The following is a 26,066-nucleotide window of genomic DNA, read 5'->3' on the forward strand; positions in this document are numbered from 1 at the left end:
ATTTGCAGGTTTAAAATGATAAAAAAATACCCAATAATTGTCATAGTGCTACTTTTTGCTTTTATCTTGCTTGGTATTTATATATTTATGTTTATTTCCGCTGGCTATATAGATGAAGATAGAGAAAAATTTAAAGATATAAGAGGCAGTGTGTTTTATACCACCGAATATGACAAGGTCTATGCCATGGTGCCAAGTGGGGGTAAATTTGAGCTAATAGGCGTGAGGGCCAGCAAATTTAGATACATTGACACCGGCAAATACGACAACAGAAACGTTGGTGCTAGCGATAAGGCGGTATATTGTGGCAATCTCGTGATGAGCGGGCTTGATCCAAATGGCGTTAGAGCGCTTGGCAACGGCTATTTTGGCGATGGCAAGATCACATATTTTTGTGATAGCGTAAGCGAGACAAACCTTGAAATATCCGCACTTAAAGAGTTTTGGGACATCTTCTCACATAAAATGTTTGATACGCCTAAAGCGCAAACTCATATCTATAAATTTAGACAGGTTGATAACGTAAATTTAGCAGCGATCTTGGGCTTTGGCTACGCAAGCGACGGAGTAAAGGTCTATCATGAGGGCAAAGAGCTAGATGGCGCAAATGCCAGCAAGATGCGATATATCGAGCAGATATCTGGCAGAAAGAGCATGCATTTCACGACTGACGGAGAAAATGTCTATTATGACAGCACAAAACTAGGGATCAAATTTAGCCCGCAAATGCGTGATATCGGCGAGATATGGCGCATTCACTATCTGTATGAGCCAAATTCTGGCATGGTCTATGCAAACGATCATGAATTTGACCCAAAATTTGCCCCATACGAGCCACTTTTTAACCTAAAAGATGAGCACTCCTATCATGCGCTCTTTCGTGGCAAAGGCGGTATCTATCACTGGGAGCGAAAGTGGCAGTGGTATAACAGCATAGATGAGGGCGAGTTTGTAAGAGACGGAGACGATCCGTTTAAAGGCGAGATAACGCCGCTATATGGCGACGTGGTGATAAGTGATGGCAAGACATATTTTCTAAAAACCTATGAAATTTGGCACAACACGAAAAATGATCACAGCCTAAGCTCACGCCACACGTGTATCGTAAGGCTTGATACAAAAGAGCAGTGGCGAAAGATAGGGCTTGTAAGAAACGATGGCTACGGAGCGGTTTATGCAAACGGAGATAAGACATATTATTTTGATAACGTCGGCTACGGCTGGCATTTTAACATCAGTGTTTATGATATAAACGACCTTGGCGTGGTTGAAATTCTCACTCGTCCTTATGGTCCAAATGTTAAGAATTTAAAACTTGATGAGATAGTAAAAATGGTAGATCAAGGCGCTATGACGCCAGCTGATGGTGAGATGGTGATCGATGCGATAAGCGACTTTGATGATTACTCGCAAAAATATGCCTACTGGATATTTCTTGCCATTGCATTTGTGGCCTCGGTAGTTGGCGCTATTTTTAAAAATAAAAAGCAAACAAAAAAGCTTAAAAAAAGGGTAGATGATTATAGATTATGAGAAAAATTGCTATTAGATTTATTTATTTTTTAGTCATCTTGACGCTACTTTTTGTTTTGGCGATGCTTTATCTGTGGCATGAGGGCGAGTATCAAAGAAGCTTTGCAAACATAGATAGTAGCGGGTTTTATCGCTCGCCAGAGGGTAAAATTTATATTCAAATTTCAGGTAGCGGCAAGCATGAGCTAAAAGGCGTCGATGAAGCTAGTTTTAGGGTCTTAAAGCTAAAACACGCATATGACTACTCAAACGTGGCGGCTGATAAAAACAGCGTCTATTGCGCTAGAGAAATTTTGCCTGGTCTTGATCCAAAGAGCGCCAAAGTGCTTGGCAATGGCTATATAAGTGACGGCAAGATAAGCTATTATTGCAGCACTAGAAGCGAGAAAAAGGCGGGATTTAACGAATTTATCGCCGTTATGAAAAGCGTCGCTCACGTCTTTATAAAAAGCTACGATGATAGCTCATATTTTTATAGGACAAAGCTGGTTGAAAGTGCAAATTTAGAGCCTATATTTGACGCTGGCTTTGCAAGAGATGGCGGCACGCTTTACTACAAGGGCGAAAAGCTTGACGCGCAGCCTAGCGAGCTAAGATACATCACGGCAGAAAATGGCGCTCCTAGCGGATATTACACAGATGGTAAAAGCCTATTTTTAGGCTTTTATAAGCTTGATATGAGCTACACAGATGAGGTGCGCCGGATATGTTATGACCCAAAGCACGATATAGAATATCTTTTTGAGCCAAAAAGTGGGGCGGCGTTTGCAAATGAGCGTAAATTTAGCGCTCAAAATATGCCTTATAGCGCCATTTATAGCGTAGATAACGTGCACTCGTTTTGGCCTCTTTTTGCCAGCAAAGATGGAATTTACTTTTGGGATAGCACGAAAAACGAACAAGCTAAAATTTCAGACTACCAGCTAAAAGGCGAGCTAAAAAGGCTCTATGCTGACGTTTTTGTAGATGAGAGCTCGGCGTATTTCTTACAGCAAGGCGAAGAGTGGCGGCGTTCAAAGCACGGCAGGCACTTAGAGACGCAAACAGTCTCTTTATATAAATTTGCCCCAAGTAGCTCTTGGCGTGAGATAGGGCTGGTAAAAGATGGCGAATATGGCGCAGTATATGCAAACGGCGATAAGCACTATTTTTTTAGCAAGATAAAGCCATTTTATGGCATAAAGCATAGCGTTTATGAGGTGGCGGATCTTGGCGTCATAGAAATTTTAACAAGAGCGTCTAAAGAGCTTAGCGCAAAAGATATCAGCGAGATGATAAAACGTGGCGAGCTAGTGGAGGCAAGCGGCGAAGAGGTCGCAAGGTCGAGGATAGAGTATGACTCGCCAAAGATCATTTTGTATATCACATTTGGCATTGCTTTTGTCGTCATAGTGCTAATAACTCTTGCAAAACCAAAGAGAGATAAAAGCGACTTGAGATAAATTTCAAAGTGGCTATTTTTGGTGGCTAAAGCTTAAAATTTCATAAAAATTTAAAGAGAAAATTTGACCCATTTACTCTTTTTTGTTATTTTGAAATGAAGCTGAAATTTACAAAAAAAAGGAGAAAAATGATCAAATTTCAAAGGTCGAAATTTAACAATTCGGTATTTATCCCATCGCTTGTCGTCATATTTTTAATAACGGCATTTGCAGCGATATTTCCAAATTTCTCAAATGAGTTTTTTAAAGGTATGCAAAACTACATCGCGGCCAAATTCGGCTGGTTTTACATCCTGGCCGTCGCCGTCATACTTATAAGTATCATTATCCTTGGCTTTAGCAAGCTTGGCGAGATCAAACTAGGAGCCGATCACGTAAAGCCAGAGCACAAAAATATCTCGTGGTTTTCTATGCTTTTTGCCGCCGGCATGGGCATCGGGCTTGTGTTTTTTGGCGTGGCCGAGCCGCTCATGCACTATCTAAACCCACCAGTTGGCGACGCGCAAACTATCGCAGCGCAAAAGCTAGCGATGAATATCACCTTCTTTCACTGGGGTATGGGCGCATGGTCGGTCTATGCTATCGTGGCGCTGATACTTGCCTTTTTCTCGTATAGACATGGCTTGCCGCTCACGCTTAGATCGGCATTTTATCCGATCATCGGAGATAAAATTTACGGCAAGATAGGTAGCGCCATCGACACATTTGCCGTCGTGGCGACGCTATTTGGCGTGGCGACCTCTCTAGGATACGGCGTACTTCAGGTAAATGCGGGTCTTACGCACGTTTTTGGTCTGCCGACTATGCACATCACGCTTCTTGTCGTGCTTTGTCTGGCTGCGACCGTCTCAGCTGCAAGCGGCGTGGATAAGGGGATTAAAATTTTATCAAACTCAAATATCGCGCTAGCCATTTGTTTTATGTTTTTGATACTATTTTTGGGCGATACGACGCAGCTTTTAAAGTCGTTTGTGCAAAACAGCGGCGACTACGTCTCGACTCTCATCTCAAACACCTTTAACCTCTACGCCTACGAGAGGCAAAATGAGAGTTGGCTAGGCGGCTGGACGCTGCTATACTGGGCTTGGTGGCTATCTTGGTCGCCGTTTGTGGGGCTATTTATCGCTAAAATTTCAAAAGGCAGGACGATAAGAGAATTTGTGATCGGCGTGCTTCTCGTGCCAACCGGCTTTACTTTTGCTTGGATGAGCTTTTTTGGTAACTCAGCGATCGCTCTTGTGCAAGGCGGCTTTAGCGAGCTAGCTACGACTGTAAATTCCGACTCGGCTTCGGCGCTTTTTATGTTTTTGGAGAAATTTAGCTTTTCAGGCGTGCTAAGCACGATCGCGGTCTTTATGATCGTCATATTTTTCGTGACTTCTGCCGACTCTGCGGCGCTTGTTATGAACATGCTTTGCTCAAACGGCAAGGACGATACACCAGTTTGGCAAAAGGTCTTTTGGGGTGTTACAGTTGGCGTCGTGGCGGCATTTTTGATGCTAGCCGGCGGTCTTGGCTCGCTTCAAGCTCTCACAATCACCACGGCATTGCCGTTTGCTATCGTGCTACTTGGCGCCATTTACGGGCTATTTAAAGCCTTGCGCGTCGATGTGACCAAAAAAGAGACAAATAACTTTAACAACATGCCTCTTAGCGATCTTTCAAAACCTTGGCAAGAGCGACTAAGTGCGATCATTACGCTACCAGGCAAAAAAGATGGCAAGAAATTTTTAAACGAAGTTGTGCTAAAAGCTTTTAACGAGTTAAAAGAGGAATTTGCCAAAAACGGCCTTGAAGCAAAGGTCACAAATGGCGAAAATTTTGTAAATTTAAATGTCGGACTTGGCGACGAGATGGACTTTAGATATGGCGTCTATCTCACCAAGAGCCAGAGCCCAGACTACACCAGAGAGCTTGACGGCGACGATCTTTACTACAGGGCTGAGGTCTATCTAAAAGAGGGCGGTCAGGACTACGATGTGCTTGGCTGGAGCGAAGCCACGCTGATAAACGACGTCATAGAGCAATACCGCAAACATATGCAGTTTTTACATGTTGTTAGAGAGTAAATTTGAGTGAAATTTGCCTGGAATTTGAAAATTTCTAGGCAAATTCTAAATTTTACTCACTCGTTATCGTTTGTTACTGAATTTAAAAGCGTGATATACTTGTTTGTAAATTTTAAAATTTAAATGAATTTATGCACGTGGTGTAAAGCAAGATATGAGTGTCCTTATTTTTTAGAGAAAACAAATTAGAAAATTTAACTTTATTAGTTTGTATTTTTGCTTGTAGCTATGAGATAAATTTGAAATAAAAAATGTTAATTTTTTGTTGCGTATCGTTCAAATTCCAGAGCCAAAATGCATTTTCTGTAAATTTTTAACTTTGATAGATGTTTTGCTGTATCGGTCATTGTAAAAATTTATAAAATCTCAAGTCTGGTGCTGATATCAGCAACGCCTTTTGAATACATCGCTGATGTTACTATCGCATCGGCATTTGCGTAATCTTTTGCATTTGATAAATTTATACCACCGGCTGCTAGGATAATGGTATTTGGCGAAATCTCATCTCTTAAAGAGAGTACATTTTCGATGAGTTCTGGACTAAATTTATCACACTGCACGACGTCACACTTTGCTTTTAGAAGCTTGCTTGCTTCATCTAAATTTTCGGCTTCGATGCATATTTTTCGCTCGGCCATTTTTGCTTTAAACTCTGGTAAATGCGATAAAAATTTATCAAAGCTACCGTAGGCTTTCATGTGGTTTTTAAAAAATAAAATGCTATCGCTAAGCCCAAGCCTATGGATACCACCACCGCCTTCAAGTACGGCTTTTACGCAAAATTTCTTAGCAAATGGAAAACTCTTTCTGGTTGCTAAAATTTCACATTTTTCATTGACGCACTTTGTGGCATTTACCATTTTATTTGTATAAGTGGCGATGGCGCTAGCATATTCTAGTGCGACTTGAGCTAGTTTCCAAGCTTTATGCACATCTTCGTAGCTGCCATAAATTTTTATGATTACATCGCCAGCTTTGCAAATTTGAGAATTTTGCACAAAAATTTCACTCTCACACCCAAGTAGCCTTGCAACACTTGCGGCCACATCAACGCAGCTAACACAAATTTCATCACGTGAATAAATTTCAAGTGAGGCATTTTTATCGATATTTTGAAGCGATGTAGTAAGATCAAAGTAAGGTACATCTTCATTTATGTAGCTTAGAATTTCTGCGTCGCTAAGTGTCATTTTATGCCTTTTTTACCTCATTTTTTGCTTTTATTATCATTTTTTTGAAGATTCCATTATCATAAAGCCCAGCATGATAAAGAGCAAAGCAGGTAAATGCAATGCCTGAAGCAACGTGAAATTTCTTAATGCTTTTATTTCTTTTCATAAAAAGGGCACTTAAGCAAACTGAGGCTAAAGTGATGCCCATACCGACTTTTGATACTTGTCTATGAGTGTTTATATCAAGTAGTTTGCCACTTATTTTTGTTTCGTTTTTCAAATTCTTCTCCATTTAGTTTTTATTCCAGCAACTTGTATTTTTTATACCAAGACTTTCTGGGTCAAATTCTGGATTTAGCCCAGCCTTTCTTTGAGCTTCGTAGTCTTTGACTGCTATTATCACTACCTTTGAAAGTAAGAATATAGCGATAATATTAATAGTTGCCATTGCAGCCATCGTGATATCAGCGATATTCCAAGCGAGCTTTAAATTCATTTGAGCACCAATAAATATCATAACGACGGCCGTTATCTTAAATAGCAACGTAAGCTTGTGGTTTTTGGTTAAAAATTTCATATTTGCCTGAGCGTAGTAGTAGTTGCCAATAAGTGAAGTGATAGCAAAAAGTACGACTGCAAGAGTGGTAAAATGAACTCCAAATTCGCCAAAGTACTCTTTCATAGCGGCTTGAACGAGAGGAAGTGCTATTAGCACCTCACCACTTGATCCAGTTTGCTTCGTAAGATAGGCCTGTGAAAATAGCACGATCATACCAGAAGCGATACATATAGTCATGTCTATAAAGACTGCCATTGCTTGAACTAGGCCTTGTTTTACTGGGTGGCTAGTATGTGCTGCGGCTGCTGCGTTTGGAGCTGAGCCCATGCCAGCTTCGTTTGAGAAAAGGCCTCTTTTGATGCCTATTACGATCACGCTGCCGGCAAATCCGCCAAATATGGCTTTAAAATCAAAAGCATTTTCCAAGATCATCTTGATAACATCAGGAATTTCTTTGAAATTTAAAACGATAGAAATAAGTGCTAGCGAGATGTAGGCAAGTGCCATGAAAGGCACGATGTATGAGCTTACTTTACCGATGATGTGACTTTTGCTAAAAAACATAACCGCCGCAAATGCTGTAAGGATAAGGCCGATGCCAACAGGTAGGCCACTTTGTGCAAAGCTAACGTTGCTACCAGCTTTGTCATAGTAAATTTCAAAAGCTGATGTCATGGTGTAGCTTTGAAGGCCGTTAAAGCCGTATGCGTAGGTGATGATGAGAATCACCGCAAAAAGCGAAGCCAACCACTTTATGCCAAGGCCATTTTTGATGTAATAAGCTGGACCACCTTTAAATCCAAAAACGTCTTTTGTCTTATAAATTTGTGCTAGCGTACTCTCTATAAAAGCTGAAGCTGATCCTAAAAATGCCATCAAGCACATCCAAAAAAGAGCACCAGGACCGCCCGCAACAATGGCAGCTGAAATTCCAGCGATATTGCCTATGCCAACGCGTGAAGCAGTCGAGATCATAAGTGCTTGAAACGGCGTTAAATGGTGCTTATTGTACTTGTCTTTTTTTTCTACTAAGACCCTGCAAGCCTCAAAAAACATCCTAAACTGCACAAAACGAGTCAAATAACTAAAATAAATTCCCGTAGCCACAAGAATAATGACTAAAAAATATCCATATAAAAAGTCGTTGGCTACGTCCATTTTGCCGTTTAAAAAATTTAAGAAACTATCAAGCACCATCTACCCTTTCAAATTTATTTCGATTTGAATTTTACGCCCTTCATTGAGTTTAATAAAAGCCAAATCGTTGTGCCATTATGAAGCATGGCAGTTGCTATTGGATTTAACATGCCAAGTGTCGCAGCACTTAGTATAGCTGTGTTTACGCCAACGGTTGAGCGGAAATTTGAGCTAATTAAATCCATTGTTTTATTTGCAAGCTCTTTTACGAGAGCTACGCTCATGATGTCGTCTTTTAAAAGACTTATGTCAGCCGTCGCTTTAGCTATATCAGCACCTTTGTGCATGCTTATGCCCACATTTGCCTTAGTTAGACTTGGAGCATCATTTATGCCATCTCCCACAAAGGCTACTTTTTTGCCCTCACTCTTTAGCTCTTCGATGATAGCTGCTTTATCTGTTGGTAAGCACTCTGCATAGACCCTATCAAGTCCAAGCTCACGTGCTACTTCTTCAGCCTTGCTTTTGATGTCGCCGCTTAGCATGACGACCTCTTTTACGCCAAGGCTTCTTAGCTTTTTAACCATATCTTTTGCGTTTTCTCTCATATCATCTTTCATAGCGATGACGCCAACTAGCTCTTTATCATATCCTACATAGAGTAAGGTTAGTCCGCTATTTAATGCTTTGCTTATTAAAGCTTCATGAGCTTTAAAGCTTATCATCTCGTCATCTTCTAAAAAGTGTCTACTGCCGATAACCACCTCTTTGCCGTGCATCGCAGTTTTTACGCCGTGAGCTACGATAAATTCAACTTCATCGTGATGAATATGGTGGAAACCACGCTTATTTGCAGCTTCAACTATTGCTTCGGCTACTGGATGAAAGTAGTGCTCTTCGGCACTTGCAGTTAAATTTAATATATCATTTTGAGAAAAGCCCTCTTTAAATGAGTAAATTTCAACTACACTTAGGCGTCCGTGTGTCAGAGTGCCGGTCTTGTCAAATACAAAAGTATCAACTGAGCTTAAAGCTTCGATCGCCTTTGCACCTTTTACAAGAATGCCGTTTCTGCCTGCTTTTGAGATGCTTGATTTAAAAGCAACTGGTGTAGCAAGCTTTAATGCGCAAGAGTAGTCTGCTTGAAGTACGCTAGCAACACTATTCATATTTTTATTTATAATGTATGAAAGTCCAGCAAGCGAGATTGTAACAGGCACAAGTTTATCAGCTAGTTTTAACGCTTTTACACCAATGGCTGATTTTTCATTGAGTGAAGTTTGTATGTACTCTTTGATCCTAGCTGTTGCTGTATCACTACCTACATTTTCAGCCCAAATTTTTATCCTACCTTCATCAACCACAGTGCCACTTATAACACGGTCGCCTCTAGCTTTTGGTATAGGCTCAGCCTCTCCGGTCATTGAGACTTGGTTTACATCAGCGTTACCTTCAACGATATAGCCATCAACACCTATCGTCTCACCAGCTCCAACTACTACGATGTCGCCCTTTTTTAAATTTTCGGTTTTTACTTTTTCAAGCGTCTTTTCACCATTTAAATTTCTCTCGACCCAGACTTCTTCGATATTTGGTTTTGCTAGCTCTTTGATGAGATCATCACTTCTGTGACTAGCACTTTCTTCCATATATTCGCCGATATTTATCATCAAATTTGTGCTATTTGCTGCTAAATGATCGCCCATTGCTAGGCTAGTGCCAATGGCAGTTGCCTCAAGCACTTTTGAAGTAACGCCCTCATGCCTTAGCTCTTTTGCACCTTCTATTAAATTTGGCGCTGTGGCATAAAGAGTCACGGCTGATTTTAGAGTTTTATTGCTCATAAATGGCGTTATACCAAGTGCAGCAGCAGCCTTATAGATATTTGCCTTGCTTGGCAAATTTGGATCTTTAGCCTTTGTTGGAAATTCATAGCTCTTTATAAAGTTTAAAATTTTATCGTAGTTTTTATTGTATTCAACGATAATGCTTTTTGCGTATTTATTTACACGAACACTTAGTGCATCAGTTCGCTCTGAGATCGCAGCCTCGATAGCGCTGACGTCGCTTCTAGCGTTTAGGCTCTCGCAAATAAACCTCGCTCTATTTTTACTCTTGTGAGCTAGAGTGATCTTATTTTTGTGAGTCAAGTTCTGCTTTGACATCTTCAAAACGCTCTTTTAGTTCTTCTATGCCAGCATTTATAAGCTCGCCACCTTTGATAATCGCTTTAAATACGCACTCTTGTGCTTTTGGATTAGTTAGTACATAAGCTGCGATACCACCTAAAACTAGACCTTTTACAAAGCCAGCAGCATTAAAATTTTCAGGTACAAATGGTAAATTTTGAGCTGCATTGTTTATTGCGTTATCAATTGCGCTTGGCTGAGTAGCTGCTGCATTGTTAGCCGCAGTTTCACTTGCTACGTTTTCTTCGTTGATGTAAGGGTTGTTCATTATTTACTCTCCAATTTTATTAGTTTTTCTGCTATCAAAAGACCGCCGATACCAGCTGCTGTAAAAGCTGCTGCATTTAGATATTTTTTTTGTGCTATTAAATTTGAAGCATGAATACCAACAGCACCTACAAAACCACCTGTTACAGCGTATTTCGCTATCTTTTTAGCGACATCTTTTTTAGTTGCTCTATTATTTAGATAGTCGCTAAAGCCAAGTGCAGTTGCACCCATGCCAGCGATTAAAGCACCACTGATGAAGTGATCAAATGGAAGTCTTGTGCTTGAAAGTGTAAAAAGACTATTTTCTTGCATTCTCTATCCTTAAGCTATATCGTTTGGTGTGATAGCTTTTGGAGCAGCTGGCTTTTTAGTGCGTGGTTTTCTTGTTTTCTTTACCACTTTTTCAGCCTCTTTTTCTACTTTTTTAGCACCGCGTTTTGCTTTTTTCTCTTCTTTTACTATAAAGTCTTTTGCATCTTTTGCAACACTTTTACCTTTTTTGTAAAGATCTTTTGCGGCCTCTTTGCCTTTATCAAAGCCATCTTGGGCGTACTCTTTGATCTTATCTCTTTTATTCCAAGCAGCTATCGCTAAACCGCCTACTGCTAAACCCGCTAAAAATGGTAATGCCATTTTAAATCCTTTCTTTGTTTGATTTTGTAAATTATTCATTTTCTTCATCCTTATTAAAATTTTTGCTAACTACTGAAATGCCTAATGCCCCAAGCGCAAGTCCGCTAAAAAACGAGAAATTTGGATTATTAGTTATCTTTGCTAACTCACTTTTATCAGCCTTGCCACTTGCGATATTTTGCAAGCTTTTAGTTATCTCATTAAAGTCATTTTGATAGTTTTCTAAAATATTTGTTATGCCATTTTGCTCAAAATTTTGTGAAATTTCATTTAAATTTAGCTCATTTTTTATTTCACAGCCACTATAAATTTCTTTTAAGCGTTGTTTTAAAGAGGTGACATATTCGTTATTTGAAGTAGCCCAAAGTCTAAAAAATAGATCTTTTAGCTCTTCATCATCTAGGCTTTCACAAAATTTTTCATACATTTTATTTAGTTCTAACTCGTAGTTTAAAGCTTGTATTAGTGCATCTTCTTTATTTTTTGCTGGCAAAAATATAGCTTCATTTTCGCAAGCAAGCTCATAATCATGTGTACTCGCAAATTTTTCTATCAAAATGATCGCATTTTTTCTGATATTTGCGATCTCGTTAAAAACATCACCAAATGAAGCTAAATTTTCATATAAACTAAGTGCGTTCTTTTCGCTGGTGTATGATGCATTTAAAAGTTCATTAAGCATATTTCACTTCTTTTGCAACTTCATTTACTCTAGTTGAAATTTCTTCTAAATTTTGCCCTTTTAAAAGATCTTCCCAAAGGTTTTTTGGAAAAATTTCATGATCATATTCGATCGTTACAGAGCCGATTAGCTTGTTAAATTTTACATTTTTTATACCATTTATTTGAGCTATCACATCATCTAGGCTAGCTAAATTTACGCTGCTACTTAGCTCTTTTATCTTTGGACTAACTCTTACTCTTAGTCTGCCGTTTGTATGAGCTATCATTGAAAAATAGCTTGCAACTTGTGCTAAAGTTTGTGTTTTTATATCCATTTTCATCCTTTTTTTAATTGCGTATTATCTATTTCACAGCTTAAATAAATCTGAAATTTTTTTGTCTTTCATTATCAAAAAGTAAAATGAAATGATAAAATTTAATTTCCATTTTTCTCTTGGCAATCACTACAAATGCCATAAAGTATCATCGTATGCGACTGTTCACTAAAATTTTTTTCTTTGCAAATTTGCTCTTGCCTTTGCTCTATCATCTCATCTTCAAAATCAACTATCTTCTCACAAATTTCACATATCAAATGATCGTGCGAGGATTTTAAATTTAGCTCAAATTTCTTTACTCCATTTTCTTCAAAGCAGTTTGCAAGATGATGCATTTCGAGAAAATTTAAAAACGAGTAAATTGATGTCATTGAAATTTCATTCTTGTGGATTTTGTAAATTTCTGAAGAAATTTCTTGAGCACTTAGATGAGAGTTGCTAATGAAAAGTACATGCAAAATTTGTTCTTTTAACTCTGAGCTTTTTTGCCCAAAGGCTTCCAAAAACTCTTTAAAATGCTTATAAAATAGTTCAAAATTATCCACAAAAACCTAACTAAAATGATAATGAATATAAGGATTTTACAACTTTACTTATAAAAAAAGCATAAAATTTCTTACGAATTTCAAGTAAAGTATTTTATAAGATTGTTTTGGTATAGTGTCGCATTTTTTAAATCAAAATTAAGGAATAAAATGACTTACGACGAGCTTGAATTAGACGCCGTTTTGTTAGAGGTTTTAGAAAATAGAGGCAGTTTTGACTCGATGGATGACGAAGAGCTTTACGAGCTTATCGAACAAGTTGCACAATATACAGATGGCGATTACGAAGAAGCGTTTGAGTATATGACTCAATTTTCTCCAATCCCTAAAAAACGCTTTGTTTCACTATTTATGGTTTAGCAAAAAGCTAAGCCATAACTTCTATAAAATTAATCAAAAAAGTAAAAATAAAAAGAGCTCTTGACCCACTTAATGAGCCAAGAAATTTGAGCTATAAGAAGTATTTTGAGATTATTTCTTTAAATTTTAGAGTGTATTTACTAGCTTTTGGGCTATTGTTGTAGATATTTTCAAAATCATACATTCGCTCATAGTAATCATTTGTATCTTGTATATTTATTTTAAGCCTTGCTACATCTAGGCTAACGCCTACAAAAGCACCACTTGTCTTGCCGCGCTCCTCAGCAAATGCTGAAATTTCAGGCAAATCACTTGTGATTGCTACTTCGTTACCAACACCACCAGTTGCTTCTGCTTTTAGGCTGATCGTATCTTTTGCATTAAATAAATTTGCATAAGCTTCTGAATTTTTAAATAAGATAATCATATCAGCTGAGCTGTAACCAAGCTGTAAGCCTACGCTTCCAGATGTGTAATTTACAAAAAATGGGCTTGACCATTCACCATCATCGTTTTTAGCGATAAATACGCCTTTACCTGTTGATCCAGTTACAACAGCGCCTGCTTTTGTTACATCAGGGATTATGGCGATCGCTTTTATGCCTTCAAATTTAGTGTTTGGCTTTAAATTTCTCGCACCAAAAGCATTTAAAATATTTATTGCATTTTTTAGCTTTTGATTTTGGATCACATCAGCATTTAAGCATGGCGTGAAAAATAAACCAGCAAGAAATATGATCAATAGTCTTTTCATTAAAATTCCTTCCTTAAATTTTTCGTTATTATAGCCTAAAATAAACTAATGGTAAAAATATTATTAATGATTTTTTATGAGAGTTCATTATAAAATGCGACCTTTTAAGGAAAAAATATGAGTTTAATACTTTTTGTCGAATACGTCGGTATCGCATCAGCTGCACTTAGTGGCTTTTTATTTGCAGTAAAAAAGGAGTGTGACTGGCTTGGAGTCTTTTTGTCTGCATTTTTGACCGCACTTGGTGGCGGTATCATGCGTGATATGCTTGTTGGTAGGGCGGTTTATTCATTTACACACTACATGCCAGTAAGCGTTGTTATTTTTATGTTGATTGTTTCAAGAGTGGCAAATTTACACATAAAAAGAGAAGGTTTGGAGCGAAAATTTGTATTCATTTTCGCCGATGCGATCGATGTTATTTGTTTTTCGATCGTTGGAGCAATGGTTGCTATTGAGTACAACTACAACATCTTTGGTGTGATGATGATTGCCTTTTTTAACGGCGTTGGCGGCGGTATCTTAAGAGATATATTGCTAAATGAAATTCCATGGTTTTTGCGCACCGGACTTTACGGCACGATAAGCCTTGGCGTGGGGCTTGCTTACTTTGTGCTATATCATCTAGGCCTTACCAACATATTTTTTACCATGCTCTTGCTCGCTGCTGGCATTACAGTTAGGATGTTTGCATTTTACAGAGGTTGGAAGCTACCTGATCTATGAAATTTAGCGAGTTTTTTGATATCTGGGTCAATGAAAACTACTATAAATTTGGCGTAGATATTGGCAAAAAGGGTGATTTTTACACAAATGTAAGCGTTGGCTATCTTTTTGGTGCTTGCCTTGCAAACTATTTTTTAAAACTACTTGGAAACGGTGAAATTTCTAGCTCTTGTAAGGTCGTGGAGATCGGTGCGAACTCTGGTGATATGATAGCTGATTTTGCACAAGGCATCTTTACGCTTGAGCCAGAAATTTTGCCAAATTTAGAGTTTATAATCATCGAACCTCATGAAATTTTACGCAAAAAACAGCTTGAGACTTTTGCAAAACACTTTGGCGATGATATCAAAATAAAACACTATGAAAATTTAGACGAGTGCTCGTTTAAAGAAATTTTTGTCATCTCAAATGAGCTACTTGACACATTTAGTTGCGAGGTGATAGATGGGCAAAATATGCTTTTTGTGGATAGTGATCTAAAATTTTACTGGCAAAAGGCTGATCAAAATTTGTTAGCACTTGCAAAGAAATTTGGCATAAAAAAGGGCGAGATATCAACTAGCTACGCTAAATTTGCGCTCCAGCTTGCAAATGCGGCAAAAAAGGTGAGATTTTTAAGCTTTGATTACGGCGAATTTGAGCCAAAAAATGAGTTTAGTTTAAGGGTTTTTAAAGACCATCAAGTATTTTCTTTATTTGAAATTTCAGACCTTGAGCAATGCTTTAAAAGATCGGATCTAACTTATAGTCTTTGCTTTAAGCAGGTAAAAGAGACTTTTTGCGAGGCTGGCTTTTTGATGCTTAATTTTAAAAAACAAAACGAAGCTTTAGTTTGCGATCTTGGTGTGGATGAAATTTTATCTTTAGTACTTGAAAAAGGTAGCAAGCAAGCCTATGAAAATGCAGCCAAACAGGCGAAATTTCTACTCTCGCCCGAGTTTTTAGGCGAGAAGTTTAAATTTATAGAGTTTTTAAAGAGCTAGCCTAGCGATATTGGCAAAACTTGCCCCGCAAGCCTTTAAAAGATCATTTGGAGCTATTTTTATCTGTTTGCCTCTCACTCCAGCGCTTACTAACACGTATTCTTGTTCTTTTGCGCGTTCATCGATAAATGTTGCAAAGTGTTTTTTCATAGCAAGCGGTGAGCAGCCGCCCCTGATGTAGCCAGTGATCTTTTCTAAGTCTTTTAAATTTATAAGTTCGCAGCGTTTAGCTCCGCACACATGAGCAAGCGCTTTTAGATCAAGCTCCAAATCACCCTGCAAGCAAGCAACAACGAAATTTTTAGGCTCACACTCACAAACAATAGTCTTATAAATTTGCTTTATATTTTGCTTAGTACTAGCTGCTACGTGGAGAGCTGAAAGATCGTTTAAATCGACCTCATACTCTAAAATTTCATAATTAATTTTTAGCTTATCTAAAGCTCTGGCAGCATTTGTCTTATGTATCATTTTTTCTCATTTTTGCGAATTTTTTGTATAATTATAGCCAAAACTTAAAGGAGGAAAGATGGCTGAAGAAGTTGAAGAGAAAAAGGCAAAAAAAGGTGGCAATGGTGCATTAATGATAATTATCATTGCGATATTTGTTTTGCTGCTAGTTATTGGAGGGCTAGTCGCGTTTTTGATGCTTAGTTCAGACGAGCCAAAAGAGGCTAACATGATGCAAGCACCAGCTCAGACTCAAACGCAGTCCATGCCAGCTCAAAATAAGGCAAAGCATGGTAGCAACGACTATTCAAATATGGGACCGATATATCCGCTTGATCAGTTTATTGTAAATTTGCTTAGCGAAAATGGCTCAAGATTTCTTAAAACTAAGATCGATATGGAGCAAAGCGATGAGTTGCTAACTCCTGAGCTTGATAAGAAAAAAGCACTTTTAAGAGATATTATTATAAGAACACTTTCATCAAAAACCTACGAAGAAGTAAGCACTGCAAAAGGCAAAGATAGGCTAAAAGACGAGATCGTGGGTAAGTTAAATGAAGTGCTAAATGATGGCTACATCAAAAACATATTTTTTACTGATTTTGTGGTGCAATGATAGGTATTGATATCATTAAAATAGATAGAATTTCTAGACTTAAAGCTCGTTATGGCGAGCTTTTTTTAAAAAAATTTCTTAGTGATGACGAGATCATGCTAGCAAAAAATGATGCGACTTTGGCTGGATTTTGGGCAGCCAAAGAAGCAGCTAGCAAAGCCCTTGGTGTGGGCATCAGCAAAGAGTGTGGCTTTTTAGACATTATGCTCAGTAAAGACGCAAGAAACGCACCAAAGATAAAATTTAGCCCAAAAATTTATACAAATTTTAATATCAAAGAAGCAAGCCTTAGCATAACTCACGACGGCGGATTTGCCGTAGCTGCAGTGATGATTGTCTAAAATTTATGCATTTTTACAAAGCTTTTTAATATCTTTTAACTACTTCTGATAAATTTAAAAAACGTATTTTTATAAAATTTTTTAAAGAAAAGACGATATCTTTAATTAAGATTTAATGGAGCTAAAGAGACTAAGGATAGTAAAATGCAAATTTCTAATAACCTCCCAACTACTAACTACCTCTCAAGAGAGAACATGGCAAGAGAGATGGGCTTTAAATTTAATGATATAAACGAGATACTTAGTAACGATATGGGATATGGTATGAGCTTTCCTAAATATGCAAGGCTTGATAGAAAAGCTCAAGCTGCGTCTTATGATAGACATATATATCCACTATCTGGCTTTACAAAGGGAGATGAAGCAAAAGTCACTATCATAGGAAAGCTCAGAGGCTATGATCCTGACTTTACAAGTGAGCAGCTATCAGATCTTAAAAATTTCATAAATGAAAGCAAGGGTTTATTTGTAGAGTATATACAAGGTCAGCAAGCAAAACCAGACAATGATAAGCCAAAAATTTTAAGAGATACCCCATACACTGTAAATGAATTTTTAAATGAATATCGTGGCGATAGCGATTTGCTATTTATGCAAAACTCAAGGACTATTGATCTGCTTGATAGCGATATGAGTATCGATGAGTTTAAAGAGGAGTGGGCTAAATATGCGTTAAAAGAGCGTTTTAATCTAACTTTGTCTAGTGAAGATGCTAAAAATGCTGTTAATATATTAAAAGAGCTAAACGAAAAAGGTATTCAGAATATAGATAATCTTGAAAAAGAAGACAACGCTAAAGAGAAGAAATTTACACCTATACAAGTTACTAAAAAATCTCAAACCTATAAGTTTGAAGCCGATGAGAGATTTAAAGAGCTTTATAAATTTATAAAGAGTGAATTTGATAGTGGTAAGAGTATGTTTGAAATTTTAGAAAAAGTAGCAAAGCTTAAAGTGGATAAGAGGGCATAGGTATTTTATAAGCAAAGAACGGAATTTTTATAATTTAAATTTCAAAGAAAAAAGCATAGATATCCTAAGACTTATGCAAAAGATAAAAAATATGGCCTAGCCAGCAAAGTATTGATGTTAAATCGCTGGCAAGACAAATTTACATCCACTCAAGCACTTGTGTGATATCTTTGGCGTAAAAGCACTTTAGCCCTTGTGTGTCAAGCGGTTTGTTTGGGATGATGGCGTTTTTAAATTTCTGCGTTTTTGCCTCTTTTAGTCGCTGGTCGAGGTTGAAAATTTCTCTTATCTCACCATTTAGGCTTAGCTCACCGATGAATACACTATCCTTGCTGATAGGGCGGTTTTTAAAGCTACTTATTATCGCTGCGATGACGGCTAGATCTGCCGCAGTTTCGCTTATCTTAACGCCACCTGAAACGTTTATAAAGACGTCGTAGTGCCCAAGTGGAATTTCAAGCTTTCGCTCAAGTAGGGCTAGCAGCATATCTAGGCGGTTTCTCTCAAAGCCAGTCGAGCTTCGTTTTGGATAGGCACTTTCGCAAACAAGGGCTTGAATTTCTATGCTAAGTGCCCTTGAGCCTTCCATTATAATAGTGATCGCACTGCCACTCATCGCCCCACCACGTGTGAAAAATTTACTCGATATCTCATTTGCACTCACCAGTCCGTGCTGGCTCATCTCAAATATACCAACCTCACTCGTTGAGCCAAAGCGGTTTTTAAACCCACGTAAAATTCTCAGCTCTCTGCTTGTATCGCCCTCAAAATAAAGCACCACATCGACCATATGCTCAAGTACCCTTGGCCCTGCGATCGAGCCCTCTTTAGTAATATGACCGATGATGAAAACGCAGATATTTTGGCTCTTTGCAAGCCTCATCAGCTCAAATGTGATCTCACGAACCTGCGTGATTGAGCCTGGAGCGGAGGTTATATTTTGGCTATAAAGTGTTTGAATGGAGTCAATGACTAGTACCTTGTAGTCGCTCTTTTGCACCTCTAGCATGATATCTTCTAGGCAAATTTCAGTTAACAGGTATAAATTTTTATCCACCGCATTTAGCCTGTCAGCTCTCATTTTTATTTGGCTTTGGCTCTCTTCGCCGCTTACATAGAGCGTTTTTTTACCGTCTTTTGCTAAATTTGAGCCAATTTTTAGAAGCAATGTTGATTTACCGATGCCCGGGCTACCGCCTATAAGCACAAGTGAGCCCTCGACCACGCCACCACCAAGAACAAGGTCTAGCTCGCTATCTTTAGTGCTAAACCTCGTGAAATTTTGAATTTCAACTTCGTCTATGCTTATGGCTTTGCTGGCTACTCCGGTGCTTTTTGCTATCTCTTTGCTTATCTTTATCTCTTGCTGGCTAAGCTCGACAAAGCTATCCCAAGCCCCACATTGTGGGCATTTGCCCAGCCACTTTGCCTGTTGATTACCACAGGCTTGACACTCAAAAACTGGCTTTGCTTTTGCCATAAATTATCCTTTTTAAAATTTCAACTACTATCACTCCAAAAGCCGCTCCGATCATGTCAGCCACGATGTCAAGCAGGCTAAAGCTCCTGTTTGGTAAAAACGCCTGAACGATTTCTATTTGCACTCCGAAGGCTAAAAGCAGGGCTAAATTTTTAAAAATTTTAAACTCATAGCCAAGGTAGAGCAGTATATAAAGGACGAAAAAAGCTAAAAAATGATTTGCTTTATCCCACGAATTTTCGATGATAGTAGGAGATTTTGGAGTAAATGCAAGAAAATCAATTGCTAAAAGAGCAGCGAAAAAGCAAATTTTACTAAGAAATTTTACTCTACTCAAAAATGGCGTCCATTAGCTCGTCTAAAAACTCATCTGGGTTAAATTTGATGATATCATCCATGCTCTCGCCAACGCCTATATAAAATATAGGTAGCTCAAGCTCTCTTGCCACGCCAAATAGCGCTCCACCCTTTGCGGTACCATCAAGCTTTGTGATGATGACACCATCAAGCGAGATGATATCGTTAAATGCCTTTGCTTGCGCAACTCCGGCGTTACCTTGCGTGCCATCAAGAATCAAAATTTTGCGGTGAGGCGCTTTTTCGTAAGCTTTTTTGCTAATACGAACGATCTTTTCTAGCTCGTTTGCTAAATTTGTCTGGTTTTGAAGTCTGCCGGCTGTGTCAAGGATGACTCGGTCGATACCTTTTGCAAGGGCTGAGCTGATCGTATCGTAAGCAACAGCTGAAGGATCATGCCCTTGCTGTGTGGCGACTATTGGCACATTTAGTCTAATTGACCACTGGCGGAGCTGCTCGATCGCTCCAGCTCTAAATGTATCACAAGCGCCTAAAATAACGCTTTTGCCATTGTTTTTATATAAATTTGCAAGCTTTGCGATGGTTGTCGTCTTACCAGCACCATTTACGCCGAGGATAAGATCGACAAATGGCTTATCAGGCTCGATCATACGCTCGTTTTCGTAGATAAAATAGCTACTCATAACGCGCCTAAGATCAGCTCTGCTTACTTCATCTTGTGGCGGCAAGTAGTATAAAATCTCTTCCACGATCTCGTAAGCTACGTCAGCTTCAAGTAAAATTTCTTCTAAGCTCTCTTTGTCTATCTTTTTTGACTTTTTAGCCGAGCTTATCGCTCCAAAAGTCTTCTCAAGGCCTTTTTTTAGAAAGTCAAGCATTATTTTGTTGCCCTATTTATGTCATTTTCAAGCATCTCTTCAGGCACAAGACCGATGTAGCCTTGAACGTAGTCACCATTTGCTTTAAAAAGTGCTGACGCAGGCAAGCCTTTTATGCCACCCATTGCTTTTTCAAATAAAAAATTTCCCTCGCCGACCGCGACTTCGTATTTTATTTTATATTTTTGAGCAAAATCTTTTACTTCATCTTCACTTTTGTCTTCAAGTAGCACACCAACGATATCTAGCTCGTTTTTAAATTTCTCGCTTAGATTGTTTAAGTGCGGGATCTCGGCCTTGCAAGGAGGGCACCAAGTGGCGAAAAATACGTAAAGAGTTGCTTTTTTACCATCTTTTACATCAAAGCCATTACTTCTTTTTGTAATCTGCATAGTTGTGCCATTTAGTAGCTTTAGATTTATCTCTTTTATCTCGTTTTCTTGGACACTTTCACTCATTTTTGGAGTGAGTGAGTCTTTGCTTAAATTTTCATCTTTGCTGGCATTTTTATCTAAAATTTTGCCCTGCGTTTGTTCGCTTGTATTTTGCTCGTTTTTTTGCTTGTTCTCGTCGCCGCATCCAAAAAATGCAAAAATGCAAAGTGATGTTATAATTGCTCGTTTTAATGTCATAAATTTCCTTTTGAATAAGATTTCAGGATTATACAAGAAAGAGCATAAAATGAGCGTTAATTTAGAAAAAAATGAATTTAGAAAAAATGCAAGAGTAAATTTGATGAAACTTACTAAATTTAAGGCCAAATGCTCGCACTATAAAGCTACGAAAACTCTTTTAAAATTGATAAATTTTACAAATTCTAAGAAAGTATTGTTTTATTTGCCACTTAACTACGAAGTCGATGTGCTTAAAATAAGGCGAAATTTATCACATAAATGTGAAATTTTTGCCCCTTTTATGGTAGGTCTTAGCTTAAAGATGGTAAGATTGCGACTGCCATTTATAACTTATAAATTTAACGTCAGACAGCCATCTGGCAAAAAAATGGATAATGTTAGACTTGATATGGCAGTAGTTCCAGCGATTGGGGTTGATGGAGCTATGGCTAGGATAGGGCACGGAAAAGGATTTTATGATAGATTTTTTGACTCTTTGCCCATTAAGCCAAAACGGATAGTTTTTCTTGAGATAAAAGACTTTTATACCAAAGATGTGCTTTCAAATACACAAGACGCGGTAGCAGACTTTTATATAACCCCAAATAAAAATTATATAAAAAAAAGAGGAATAAATGATAGAGGTTTTAATAGGCTTAGGAGCCGGTGTGGCGGGCGTTGGAGCAGGATATCTATACGCCAAAAAGATAAATGATGCAAACTACAACATCTTCTTAGAACAAGCAAAAGCAAAGGCAAAAGCTATTGAGTATGAAGCTGAGCTAACGCTTAAAAATTCTAAAATTTCAGTACAAGAGGCTGAATTTGAGGCCAAAAAAAGATACGATGACAAGACGACAAAGCTTCAAAAAGAGTATGCAAGTAAATTTGATGAACTAGCCAAAAAAGAGAAAATTTTGCTAAATGAGCAAGAGCTTTTAAATGAGAGCAAAGAGCTTTTTGAAAAAGATAAGCAAGATGCTAAGGTCACTTACGAAGAGGGTTTAAATTTAAAAGCGACTTATCAAAACAAAGTAGAAGAGGCGATAAGAGTGCTTGAGCACGCTGCTGGCTTAACGGAGGAAGAGGCAAAAGAGGTCGTGCTTAAAAAGGTCGAAGAGAAGTCACGCGCCGACATCGCTCACATCGTTAGAAAGTACGAAGAAGAGGCAAAAAGAGAGGCTAAAAAGAGGGTTAATTATATCTTGGCGCAGGCTACGTCAAGATTTGCTGGAGAATTTGCGGCTGAGCGACTAATAAATGTCGTAAATATCAAAAACGATGAGCTAAAAGGTAGGATTATTGGTAAAGAAGGACGTAACATCAAAACCCTTGAAATGGTGCTTGGCGTTGATATCATCATTGATGATACCCCGCACGCGATCATACTAAGCAGCTTTAACCTTTACAGACGTGCGATCGCTACAAGAGTGATCGAGCTTTTGGTGGAGGACGGCAGAATTCAGCCTGCAAGGATAGAGGATCTTCACAAAAAAGTAACTGAAGAATTTGAGCAAAGCATACAAGAAGAGGGCGAAAACATCGTCATGGACCTTGGTCTAAATAAAATTCATCCAGAGATCGTAAAACTAATAGGTAAACTTAAATTTAGAGCAAGCTACGGTCAAAATGCCTTGGCCCACAGCCTTGAAGTGGCGCATTTAGCTGGCATCATCGCAGCTGAGTGTGGCGGAGATGAGAAGCTAGCAAAAAGAGCTGGCATACTTCACGATATCGGTAAGGCGCTAACTCACGAGTACGAGGGCAGCCACGTCGATCTTGGAGCTGAAATTTGCAAACGCTATAAAGAGCATCCAGTCGTCATCAACGCGATCTATGCTCACCATGGTCACGAAGAGGCGACAAGTATAGAAAGTGCTGCTGTTTGCGCGGCTGATGCACTAAGTGCAGCTCGTCCAGGTGCAAGGCGTGAGGTGCTTGAGAGCTTCTTAAAGCGTGTCGAAGAGATCGAAAATATCGCAAAAAGTAAGGACGGTATCAAACAAGCTTATGCGATAAATGCAGGCCGTGAAATTCGTGTCATCGCAAATGCTAAACTCATAAACGACGACGAGGCCGTGCTTGTAGCAAAAGAGATAGCTCAAGAGATCGAGAGCAAGGTGCAGTATCCTGGTGAGATAAAAGTAAGTGTCATCAGAGAGACTCGTGCTGTTGATTTTGCAAAATAACGGCAAGATATGAAATTTCTTTTTTCAATTTTATTATTTTTTTCACTTGGCTTTGCCAGCGAGGAGCTCATGCTAGACTCGGCAAACTCGTTTATAACAACGATGAGAGGCGCTAGAAACGCTCCTATAAAAGAGCTAATCGAGCAGTCAAAAGCGACGATCATCTTTCCAAGTGTTAAAAAGGTCGGTTTTGTAGTTGGTGGTATGGGTGGAGATGGTATCATGGTTGTTGGTAACATTAACTCGCCAAGTGAAATTTTACCAGTTAGCATAAGTGGCGGTAGCATCGGTATACAGCTTGGTTATGAAGATAGTTCGCTTGTACTTTTTATATTTAAAGATAGCATTATCCACGATATCAAAGATGCCAAGATCACGCTTGATACAAAGCTATCAGTAGCTTTTGGTGATATTGGGCGCAATTACAGTAAAGTAAGCGATTTTAAATTTTCAAGTGATATCTACGCATATGCCGCAAATGATGGTTTTTTTGCGGGTGCTAGCTTTGGTGGAGCAGTCATCAGTGCAAGAGAAGAAATTTTAAAGCAAAGTGGCTATGCCTATGAACAGCTAATAGCCTCTGCATCTAAACTTTTAGGAGATTAATGCAAGATATCATAAACTCAGTTTCAACATACGGCTATATTGTATTGTTTTTTTATAGTCTTGGTGGCGGTATGGTTGCATTAATCGCCGCTGGAATTTTAAGTTTTGCCGGTAAGATGGATATCACTCTTAGTATAATTGTCGCTGCTGTGGCAAATACAATCGGTGACACACTAATTTTTTATGTCGCAAGATTTAATAAAAACTCACTTATGCCTTATATCAAAAATCATAAAAGAAAGCTTGCTTATGCAGGAATTTTGGCCAAAAAACATGGCGATAAGATAATATTTATCAAAAAATTTATCTACGGAGTTAAAACTTTGGTTCCTATCGCACTTGGACTTACGAAGTATTCATTTTATAAATTTAGCATTATAAATTTCATCTCGTCAGTGCTTTGGGCGATCATTATCGGATTTGCCAGCTTTAAAGCGGGTGATTATTTTGTAGGTGCAAGCGACTATCTTGGCGAGCATGGATATATTATGCCTCTTGCTATGGTTTGTTTGTTGCTTGGAATTTGGTTTTTTTTACAACATATTACAAAAAGGAGAAAAGCATGAAAAAGGTGATATCTGTTTTAATCGTAGTTATCTTAGTAGCCATTGGAGCGGTTTATTTTGCTTCAAATGAGGTGGAGAAAAACTATCAAAGGATAGTGAATGATCTAAACAATATTAATGGCTTTAAAATTTCTAATAACGATTACAAAAAAGGTTTTTTTGGCTCAAAAGGATCATTTGATTTTAGTGTTTCAAAAGATCTTTTGGAAAATATATTTGGTAAAAATGTAAATGAGGATTTGGTTTTTAAAGTAGAAAATGAAATTTCTCATACAGTGCTCGCTTTTATAGATGGCTTTGAAATAGACTCAAAAATTTCTATCCAAAACGATATGATTAAAAACATTATCGCAACATTCATGGGTTCAAACGTCATTGCAACAACTAAAACAAAAGTTAGCTTAACTGGCGATAAAGATGTAGATATCAAATTTAGCAATATTGAATTTAACGATAAGCAAAAAACTGCCGTTAATACAAAAGATATAAAGATTGGTATGACGCTTGATTCAAAAGATAGTATAAACAGCTTAAAGGTTGAAGCAGATAAGATTGTTTTGAAAGATTTTAGTGAATACAATAAAGTTGATCTAAATATCGAAGGGTTTTATATTGACTCAAGCTATAAAGAGCCAGTTAAGATTTCAAAAATTTTAGAGAGTCAGCTTGTACCTTATCTAGCAAAAGTTAAATTTAAAAGGGTGTCTTTCGCATCTAATGATATAAGTAATATTTTGATAGATGACTTTAAGTATGACTCAAAATTTGAAATCTCAAATGATCTTGGAAGATCGGACGATGTTATAAAAATAGGTATAGTAGCAGTTGATAAAGTAAAATATACAGATTTTGTCTTTGATAGCAAAATCGCAAATATCAATGTGCCTGCATTAAATAATGTATTAGACAAGCTTAATAATTTAAATAATGAAGAAAATTATAATGTTTTAGCTGGATTAAATTTTGATGAGATAATAGATCAAATCTTAGAAAAGAATCCAAGCATAAAAATAGATACATTAAGCTTTAAAAAAGGAGATAAGGCTTTAAAGCTAAATTTGGATGCAGCAGTAAATGGCTTTAAAAAGGGAACAAATCAGTCAGAAATTTTTGATAAATTATCTCTTAGTGGAAAAATAAGCGTCGACGAAAGTCTAGCGAATTTTTTTGATACACTAGTGCCAGAAGTAGCTTTTGTTGAGCCTACTTTGATATCTGCTGGATATTTTAAAGAAGAGGATAAAAAAGTAATAAGTGAATTTAAATATGATCCAAACAAAAAAGATATTATATTTAATGGAAAAGTTGGACTTCAAAATTTCTTTATGGGTTTTTAAAAATTAGCCTGATTTTTATCTGCATTTAAGCATCACTTCTATATACTTCACTTTCTGTTTTGCAAAACGCAGAGCAGAAAGTTCTTTTAACTTACAATTGTTAAACTATTAGTCAATCTTTGAAATCTAAACAAGTGATCGATTGAGCCAGTCTATTATTTTATAATTTATAATAGATTAGACAAACTAATAAATAAAACTAAAAGTTTTTTGATTAAAAACTTCATAATAAAATCCTATCAAATAAATTTTGCTAGGTAATTAATATGGAGAGTTTGATCCTGGCTCAGAGTGAACGCTGGCGGCGTGCCTAATACATGCAAGTC

Annotated in this window: 30 protein-coding genes; 14 read left to right on the plus strand and 16 right to left on the minus strand. The window is 37.8% G+C overall.

All coding sequences use genetic code 11. The features are described from left to right. Window positions 1-15: 15 nt before the first annotated feature. From FZ940_RS04485 to FZ940_RS04495, 3 genes are all read left to right on the plus strand, one after another. Window positions 16-1,533: a DKNYY domain-containing protein gene (locus FZ940_RS04485; protein ID WP_148821633.1), complete on the plus strand. Its 1,518-nt coding sequence runs from the start codon at window positions 16-18 to the stop codon at window positions 1,531-1,533. Continuing rightward, entirely contained in the window at window positions 1,530-2,975 is a 1,446-nt protein-coding gene (locus FZ940_RS04490; protein WP_148821635.1) for a DKNYY domain-containing protein, read from the plus strand. The genes FZ940_RS04485 and FZ940_RS04490 overlap by 4 nt, the downstream gene beginning before the upstream one ends. Before the next feature lie 128 nt (window positions 2,976-3,103). After that, a complete protein-coding gene (locus FZ940_RS04495; protein WP_148821637.1) occupies window positions 3,104-5,044 on the plus strand; it encodes a BCCT family transporter in 1,941 nt (646 codons plus the stop codon). A 356-nt stretch (window positions 5,045-5,400) separates the two neighbouring features. On the opposite strand, the gene modD is transcribed toward FZ940_RS04495, so the two are convergent. The 10 genes from modD to FZ940_RS04545 form a co-directional block, all read right to left on the minus strand. Continuing rightward, window positions 5,401-6,234, minus strand: a complete 834-nt coding sequence (modD, locus tag FZ940_RS04500) for a ModD protein (RefSeq protein WP_148821639.1) — start codon at window positions 6,232-6,234, stop codon at window positions 5,401-5,403. 1 nt (window position 6,235) lies between these two features. Further along, complete coding sequence (locus FZ940_RS04505) at window positions 6,236-6,496, minus strand: helicase (RefSeq protein ID WP_087585279.1); 261 nt, start codon at window positions 6,494-6,496, stop codon at window positions 6,236-6,238. A gap of 12 nt (window positions 6,497-6,508) precedes the next feature. Continuing rightward, window positions 6,509-7,972 (minus strand): alanine/glycine:cation symporter family protein, encoded by a 1,464-nt coding sequence (locus tag FZ940_RS04510; protein WP_262367598.1) that lies wholly within the window; start codon window positions 7,970-7,972, stop codon window positions 6,509-6,511. Between the two features lie 14 nt (window positions 7,973-7,986). Next, on the minus strand, window positions 7,987-10,062 hold the full coding sequence (locus tag FZ940_RS04515) for a heavy metal translocating P-type ATPase (protein ID WP_148822096.1): 2,076 nt from the start codon (window positions 10,060-10,062) through the stop codon (window positions 7,987-7,989). Then, entirely contained in the window at window positions 10,046-10,369 is a 324-nt protein-coding gene (locus FZ940_RS04520; protein WP_087577962.1) for an oxidoreductase, read from the minus strand. The genes FZ940_RS04515 and FZ940_RS04520 overlap by 17 nt, the downstream gene beginning before the upstream one ends. Beyond that, window positions 10,369-10,683, minus strand: a complete 315-nt coding sequence (locus FZ940_RS04525; protein ID WP_103625173.1) for a hypothetical protein — start codon at window positions 10,681-10,683, stop codon at window positions 10,369-10,371. Before FZ940_RS04525 ends, FZ940_RS04520 begins: the two co-directional genes overlap by 1 nt. 9 nt (window positions 10,684-10,692) lie before the next feature. Next, window positions 10,693-11,043 carry a hypothetical protein gene (locus FZ940_RS04530; protein WP_103625172.1) on the minus strand — a complete coding sequence of 117 codons (351 nt, stop codon included), beginning with the start codon at window positions 11,041-11,043 and terminating at the stop codon, window positions 10,693-10,695. Next, window positions 11,036-11,686, minus strand: a complete 651-nt coding sequence (locus FZ940_RS04535; RefSeq protein WP_103589311.1) for a ferritin-like domain-containing protein — start codon at window positions 11,684-11,686, stop codon at window positions 11,036-11,038. Before FZ940_RS04535 ends, FZ940_RS04530 begins: the two co-directional genes overlap by 8 nt. Next, window positions 11,679-12,002, minus strand: a complete 324-nt coding sequence (locus tag FZ940_RS04540) for an HMA2 domain-containing protein (RefSeq protein ID WP_021091233.1) — start codon at window positions 12,000-12,002, stop codon at window positions 11,679-11,681. Before FZ940_RS04540 ends, FZ940_RS04535 begins: the two co-directional genes overlap by 8 nt. 101 nt (window positions 12,003-12,103) lie before the next feature. After that, window positions 12,104-12,550: a Fur family transcriptional regulator gene (locus tag FZ940_RS04545; RefSeq protein ID WP_054196789.1), complete on the minus strand. Its 447-nt coding sequence runs from the start codon at window positions 12,548-12,550 to the stop codon at window positions 12,104-12,106. 150 nt (window positions 12,551-12,700) lie between these two features. Here FZ940_RS04545 and FZ940_RS04550 point away from each other — a divergent pair, with 150 nt between their 5' ends. After that, window positions 12,701-12,910 carry a hypothetical protein gene (locus FZ940_RS04550; RefSeq protein ID WP_002942234.1) on the plus strand — a complete coding sequence of 70 codons (210 nt, stop codon included), beginning with the start codon at window positions 12,701-12,703 and terminating at the stop codon, window positions 12,908-12,910. A 91-nt stretch (window positions 12,911-13,001) separates the two neighbouring features. Here the strand turns inward: FZ940_RS04550 and FZ940_RS04555 are convergent, their stop codons facing one another. Further along, on the minus strand, window positions 13,002-13,664 hold the full coding sequence (locus FZ940_RS04555) for a lipid-binding SYLF domain-containing protein (RefSeq protein WP_148821643.1): 663 nt from the start codon (window positions 13,662-13,664) through the stop codon (window positions 13,002-13,004). A gap of 117 nt (window positions 13,665-13,781) precedes the next feature. Between FZ940_RS04555 and FZ940_RS04560 the strand changes: the two genes are divergently transcribed. Further along, window positions 13,782-14,390 (plus strand): trimeric intracellular cation channel family protein, encoded by a 609-nt coding sequence (locus tag FZ940_RS04560; protein WP_054196787.1) that lies wholly within the window; start codon window positions 13,782-13,784, stop codon window positions 14,388-14,390. After that, window positions 14,387-15,373, plus strand: coding sequence for an SAM-dependent methyltransferase (locus FZ940_RS04565; protein WP_148821645.1), 987 nt, complete (start codon window positions 14,387-14,389; stop codon window positions 15,371-15,373). Before FZ940_RS04560 ends, FZ940_RS04565 begins: the two co-directional genes overlap by 4 nt. Here the strand turns inward: FZ940_RS04565 and ybaK are convergent. Then, on the minus strand, window positions 15,362-15,844 hold the full coding sequence (ybaK, locus tag FZ940_RS04570) for a Cys-tRNA(Pro) deacylase (protein WP_148821647.1): 483 nt from the start codon (window positions 15,842-15,844) through the stop codon (window positions 15,362-15,364). The two genes, FZ940_RS04565 and ybaK, sit on opposite strands and share 12 nt — an antisense overlap. A 58-nt stretch (window positions 15,845-15,902) precedes the next feature. Between ybaK and fliL the strand changes: the two genes are divergently transcribed. The 3 genes from fliL (at window position 15,903) to FZ940_RS09590 (ending at window position 17,752) form a co-directional block, all read left to right on the plus strand. Then, a complete protein-coding gene (gene fliL, locus FZ940_RS04575; RefSeq protein WP_084042196.1) occupies window positions 15,903-16,439 on the plus strand; it encodes a flagellar basal body-associated protein FliL in 537 nt (178 codons plus the stop codon). Continuing rightward, a complete protein-coding gene (gene acpS, locus FZ940_RS04580; protein ID WP_148821649.1) occupies window positions 16,436-16,780 on the plus strand; it encodes a holo-ACP synthase in 345 nt (114 codons plus the stop codon). The genes fliL and acpS overlap by 4 nt, the downstream gene beginning before the upstream one ends. A 144-nt stretch (window positions 16,781-16,924) precedes the next feature. Next, complete coding sequence (locus FZ940_RS09590) at window positions 16,925-17,752, plus strand: Cj0814-related protein (protein WP_148821650.1); 828 nt, start codon at window positions 16,925-16,927, stop codon at window positions 17,750-17,752. Window positions 17,753-17,891: 139 nt separating this feature from the next. Here the strand turns inward: FZ940_RS09590 and radA are convergent, their stop codons facing one another. The 4 genes from radA to FZ940_RS04605 are packed head-to-tail and all read right to left on the minus strand — an operon-like array spanning window position 17,892 to window position 21,060. Then, a complete protein-coding gene (radA, locus tag FZ940_RS04590) occupies window positions 17,892-19,232 on the minus strand; it encodes a DNA repair protein RadA (RefSeq protein WP_148821652.1) in 1,341 nt (446 codons plus the stop codon). Continuing rightward, the gene (locus tag FZ940_RS04595) at window positions 19,207-19,569 is read right to left on the minus strand and encodes a VanZ family protein (protein ID WP_084110091.1); all 363 of its coding nucleotides are present in this window, start codon (window positions 19,567-19,569) and stop codon (window positions 19,207-19,209) included. Before FZ940_RS04595 ends, radA begins: the two co-directional genes overlap by 26 nt. Continuing rightward, a complete protein-coding gene (gene ftsY / locus FZ940_RS04600) occupies window positions 19,562-20,428 on the minus strand; it encodes a signal recognition particle-docking protein FtsY (RefSeq protein WP_148821654.1) in 867 nt (288 codons plus the stop codon). Before ftsY ends, FZ940_RS04595 begins: the two co-directional genes overlap by 8 nt. Beyond that, on the minus strand, window positions 20,428-21,060 hold the full coding sequence (locus FZ940_RS04605; RefSeq protein WP_148821656.1) for a TlpA family protein disulfide reductase: 633 nt from the start codon (window positions 21,058-21,060) through the stop codon (window positions 20,428-20,430). Before FZ940_RS04605 ends, ftsY begins: the two co-directional genes overlap by 1 nt. A 49-nt stretch (window positions 21,061-21,109) precedes the next feature. Between FZ940_RS04605 and FZ940_RS04610 the strand changes: the two genes are divergently transcribed. Genes FZ940_RS04610 through FZ940_RS04630 form a run of 5 tightly spaced genes read left to right on the plus strand, consistent with a single transcriptional unit; the run spans window position 21,110 to window position 25,740 of the window. Further along, window positions 21,110-21,757 carry a 5-formyltetrahydrofolate cyclo-ligase gene (locus FZ940_RS04610; RefSeq protein WP_148821658.1) on the plus strand — a complete coding sequence of 216 codons (648 nt, stop codon included), beginning with the start codon at window positions 21,110-21,112 and terminating at the stop codon, window positions 21,755-21,757. After that, window positions 21,678-23,231: a ribonuclease Y gene (gene rny / locus FZ940_RS04615; RefSeq protein WP_087580697.1), complete on the plus strand. Its 1,554-nt coding sequence runs from the start codon at window positions 21,678-21,680 to the stop codon at window positions 23,229-23,231. The genes FZ940_RS04610 and rny overlap by 80 nt, the downstream gene beginning before the upstream one ends. A gap of 9 nt (window positions 23,232-23,240) precedes the next feature. Continuing rightward, window positions 23,241-23,837: a lipid-binding SYLF domain-containing protein gene (locus tag FZ940_RS04620; protein WP_107775535.1), complete on the plus strand. Its 597-nt coding sequence runs from the start codon at window positions 23,241-23,243 to the stop codon at window positions 23,835-23,837. After that, window positions 23,837-24,403 (plus strand): DedA family protein, encoded by a 567-nt coding sequence (locus tag FZ940_RS04625; protein WP_107812321.1) that lies wholly within the window; start codon window positions 23,837-23,839, stop codon window positions 24,401-24,403. The genes FZ940_RS04620 and FZ940_RS04625 overlap by 1 nt, the downstream gene beginning before the upstream one ends. Continuing rightward, the gene (locus tag FZ940_RS04630; RefSeq protein WP_148821660.1) at window positions 24,400-25,740 is read left to right on the plus strand and encodes a DUF945 family protein; all 1,341 of its coding nucleotides are present in this window, start codon (window positions 24,400-24,402) and stop codon (window positions 25,738-25,740) included. The genes FZ940_RS04625 and FZ940_RS04630 overlap by 4 nt, the downstream gene beginning before the upstream one ends. Window positions 25,741-26,066 lie beyond the last annotated feature (326 nt).

Source organism: Campylobacter concisus (genome assembly GCF_902460415.1).
Classification (GTDB): Bacteria; Campylobacterota; Campylobacteria; order Campylobacterales; family Campylobacteraceae; genus Campylobacter_A; species Campylobacter_A concisus_Y.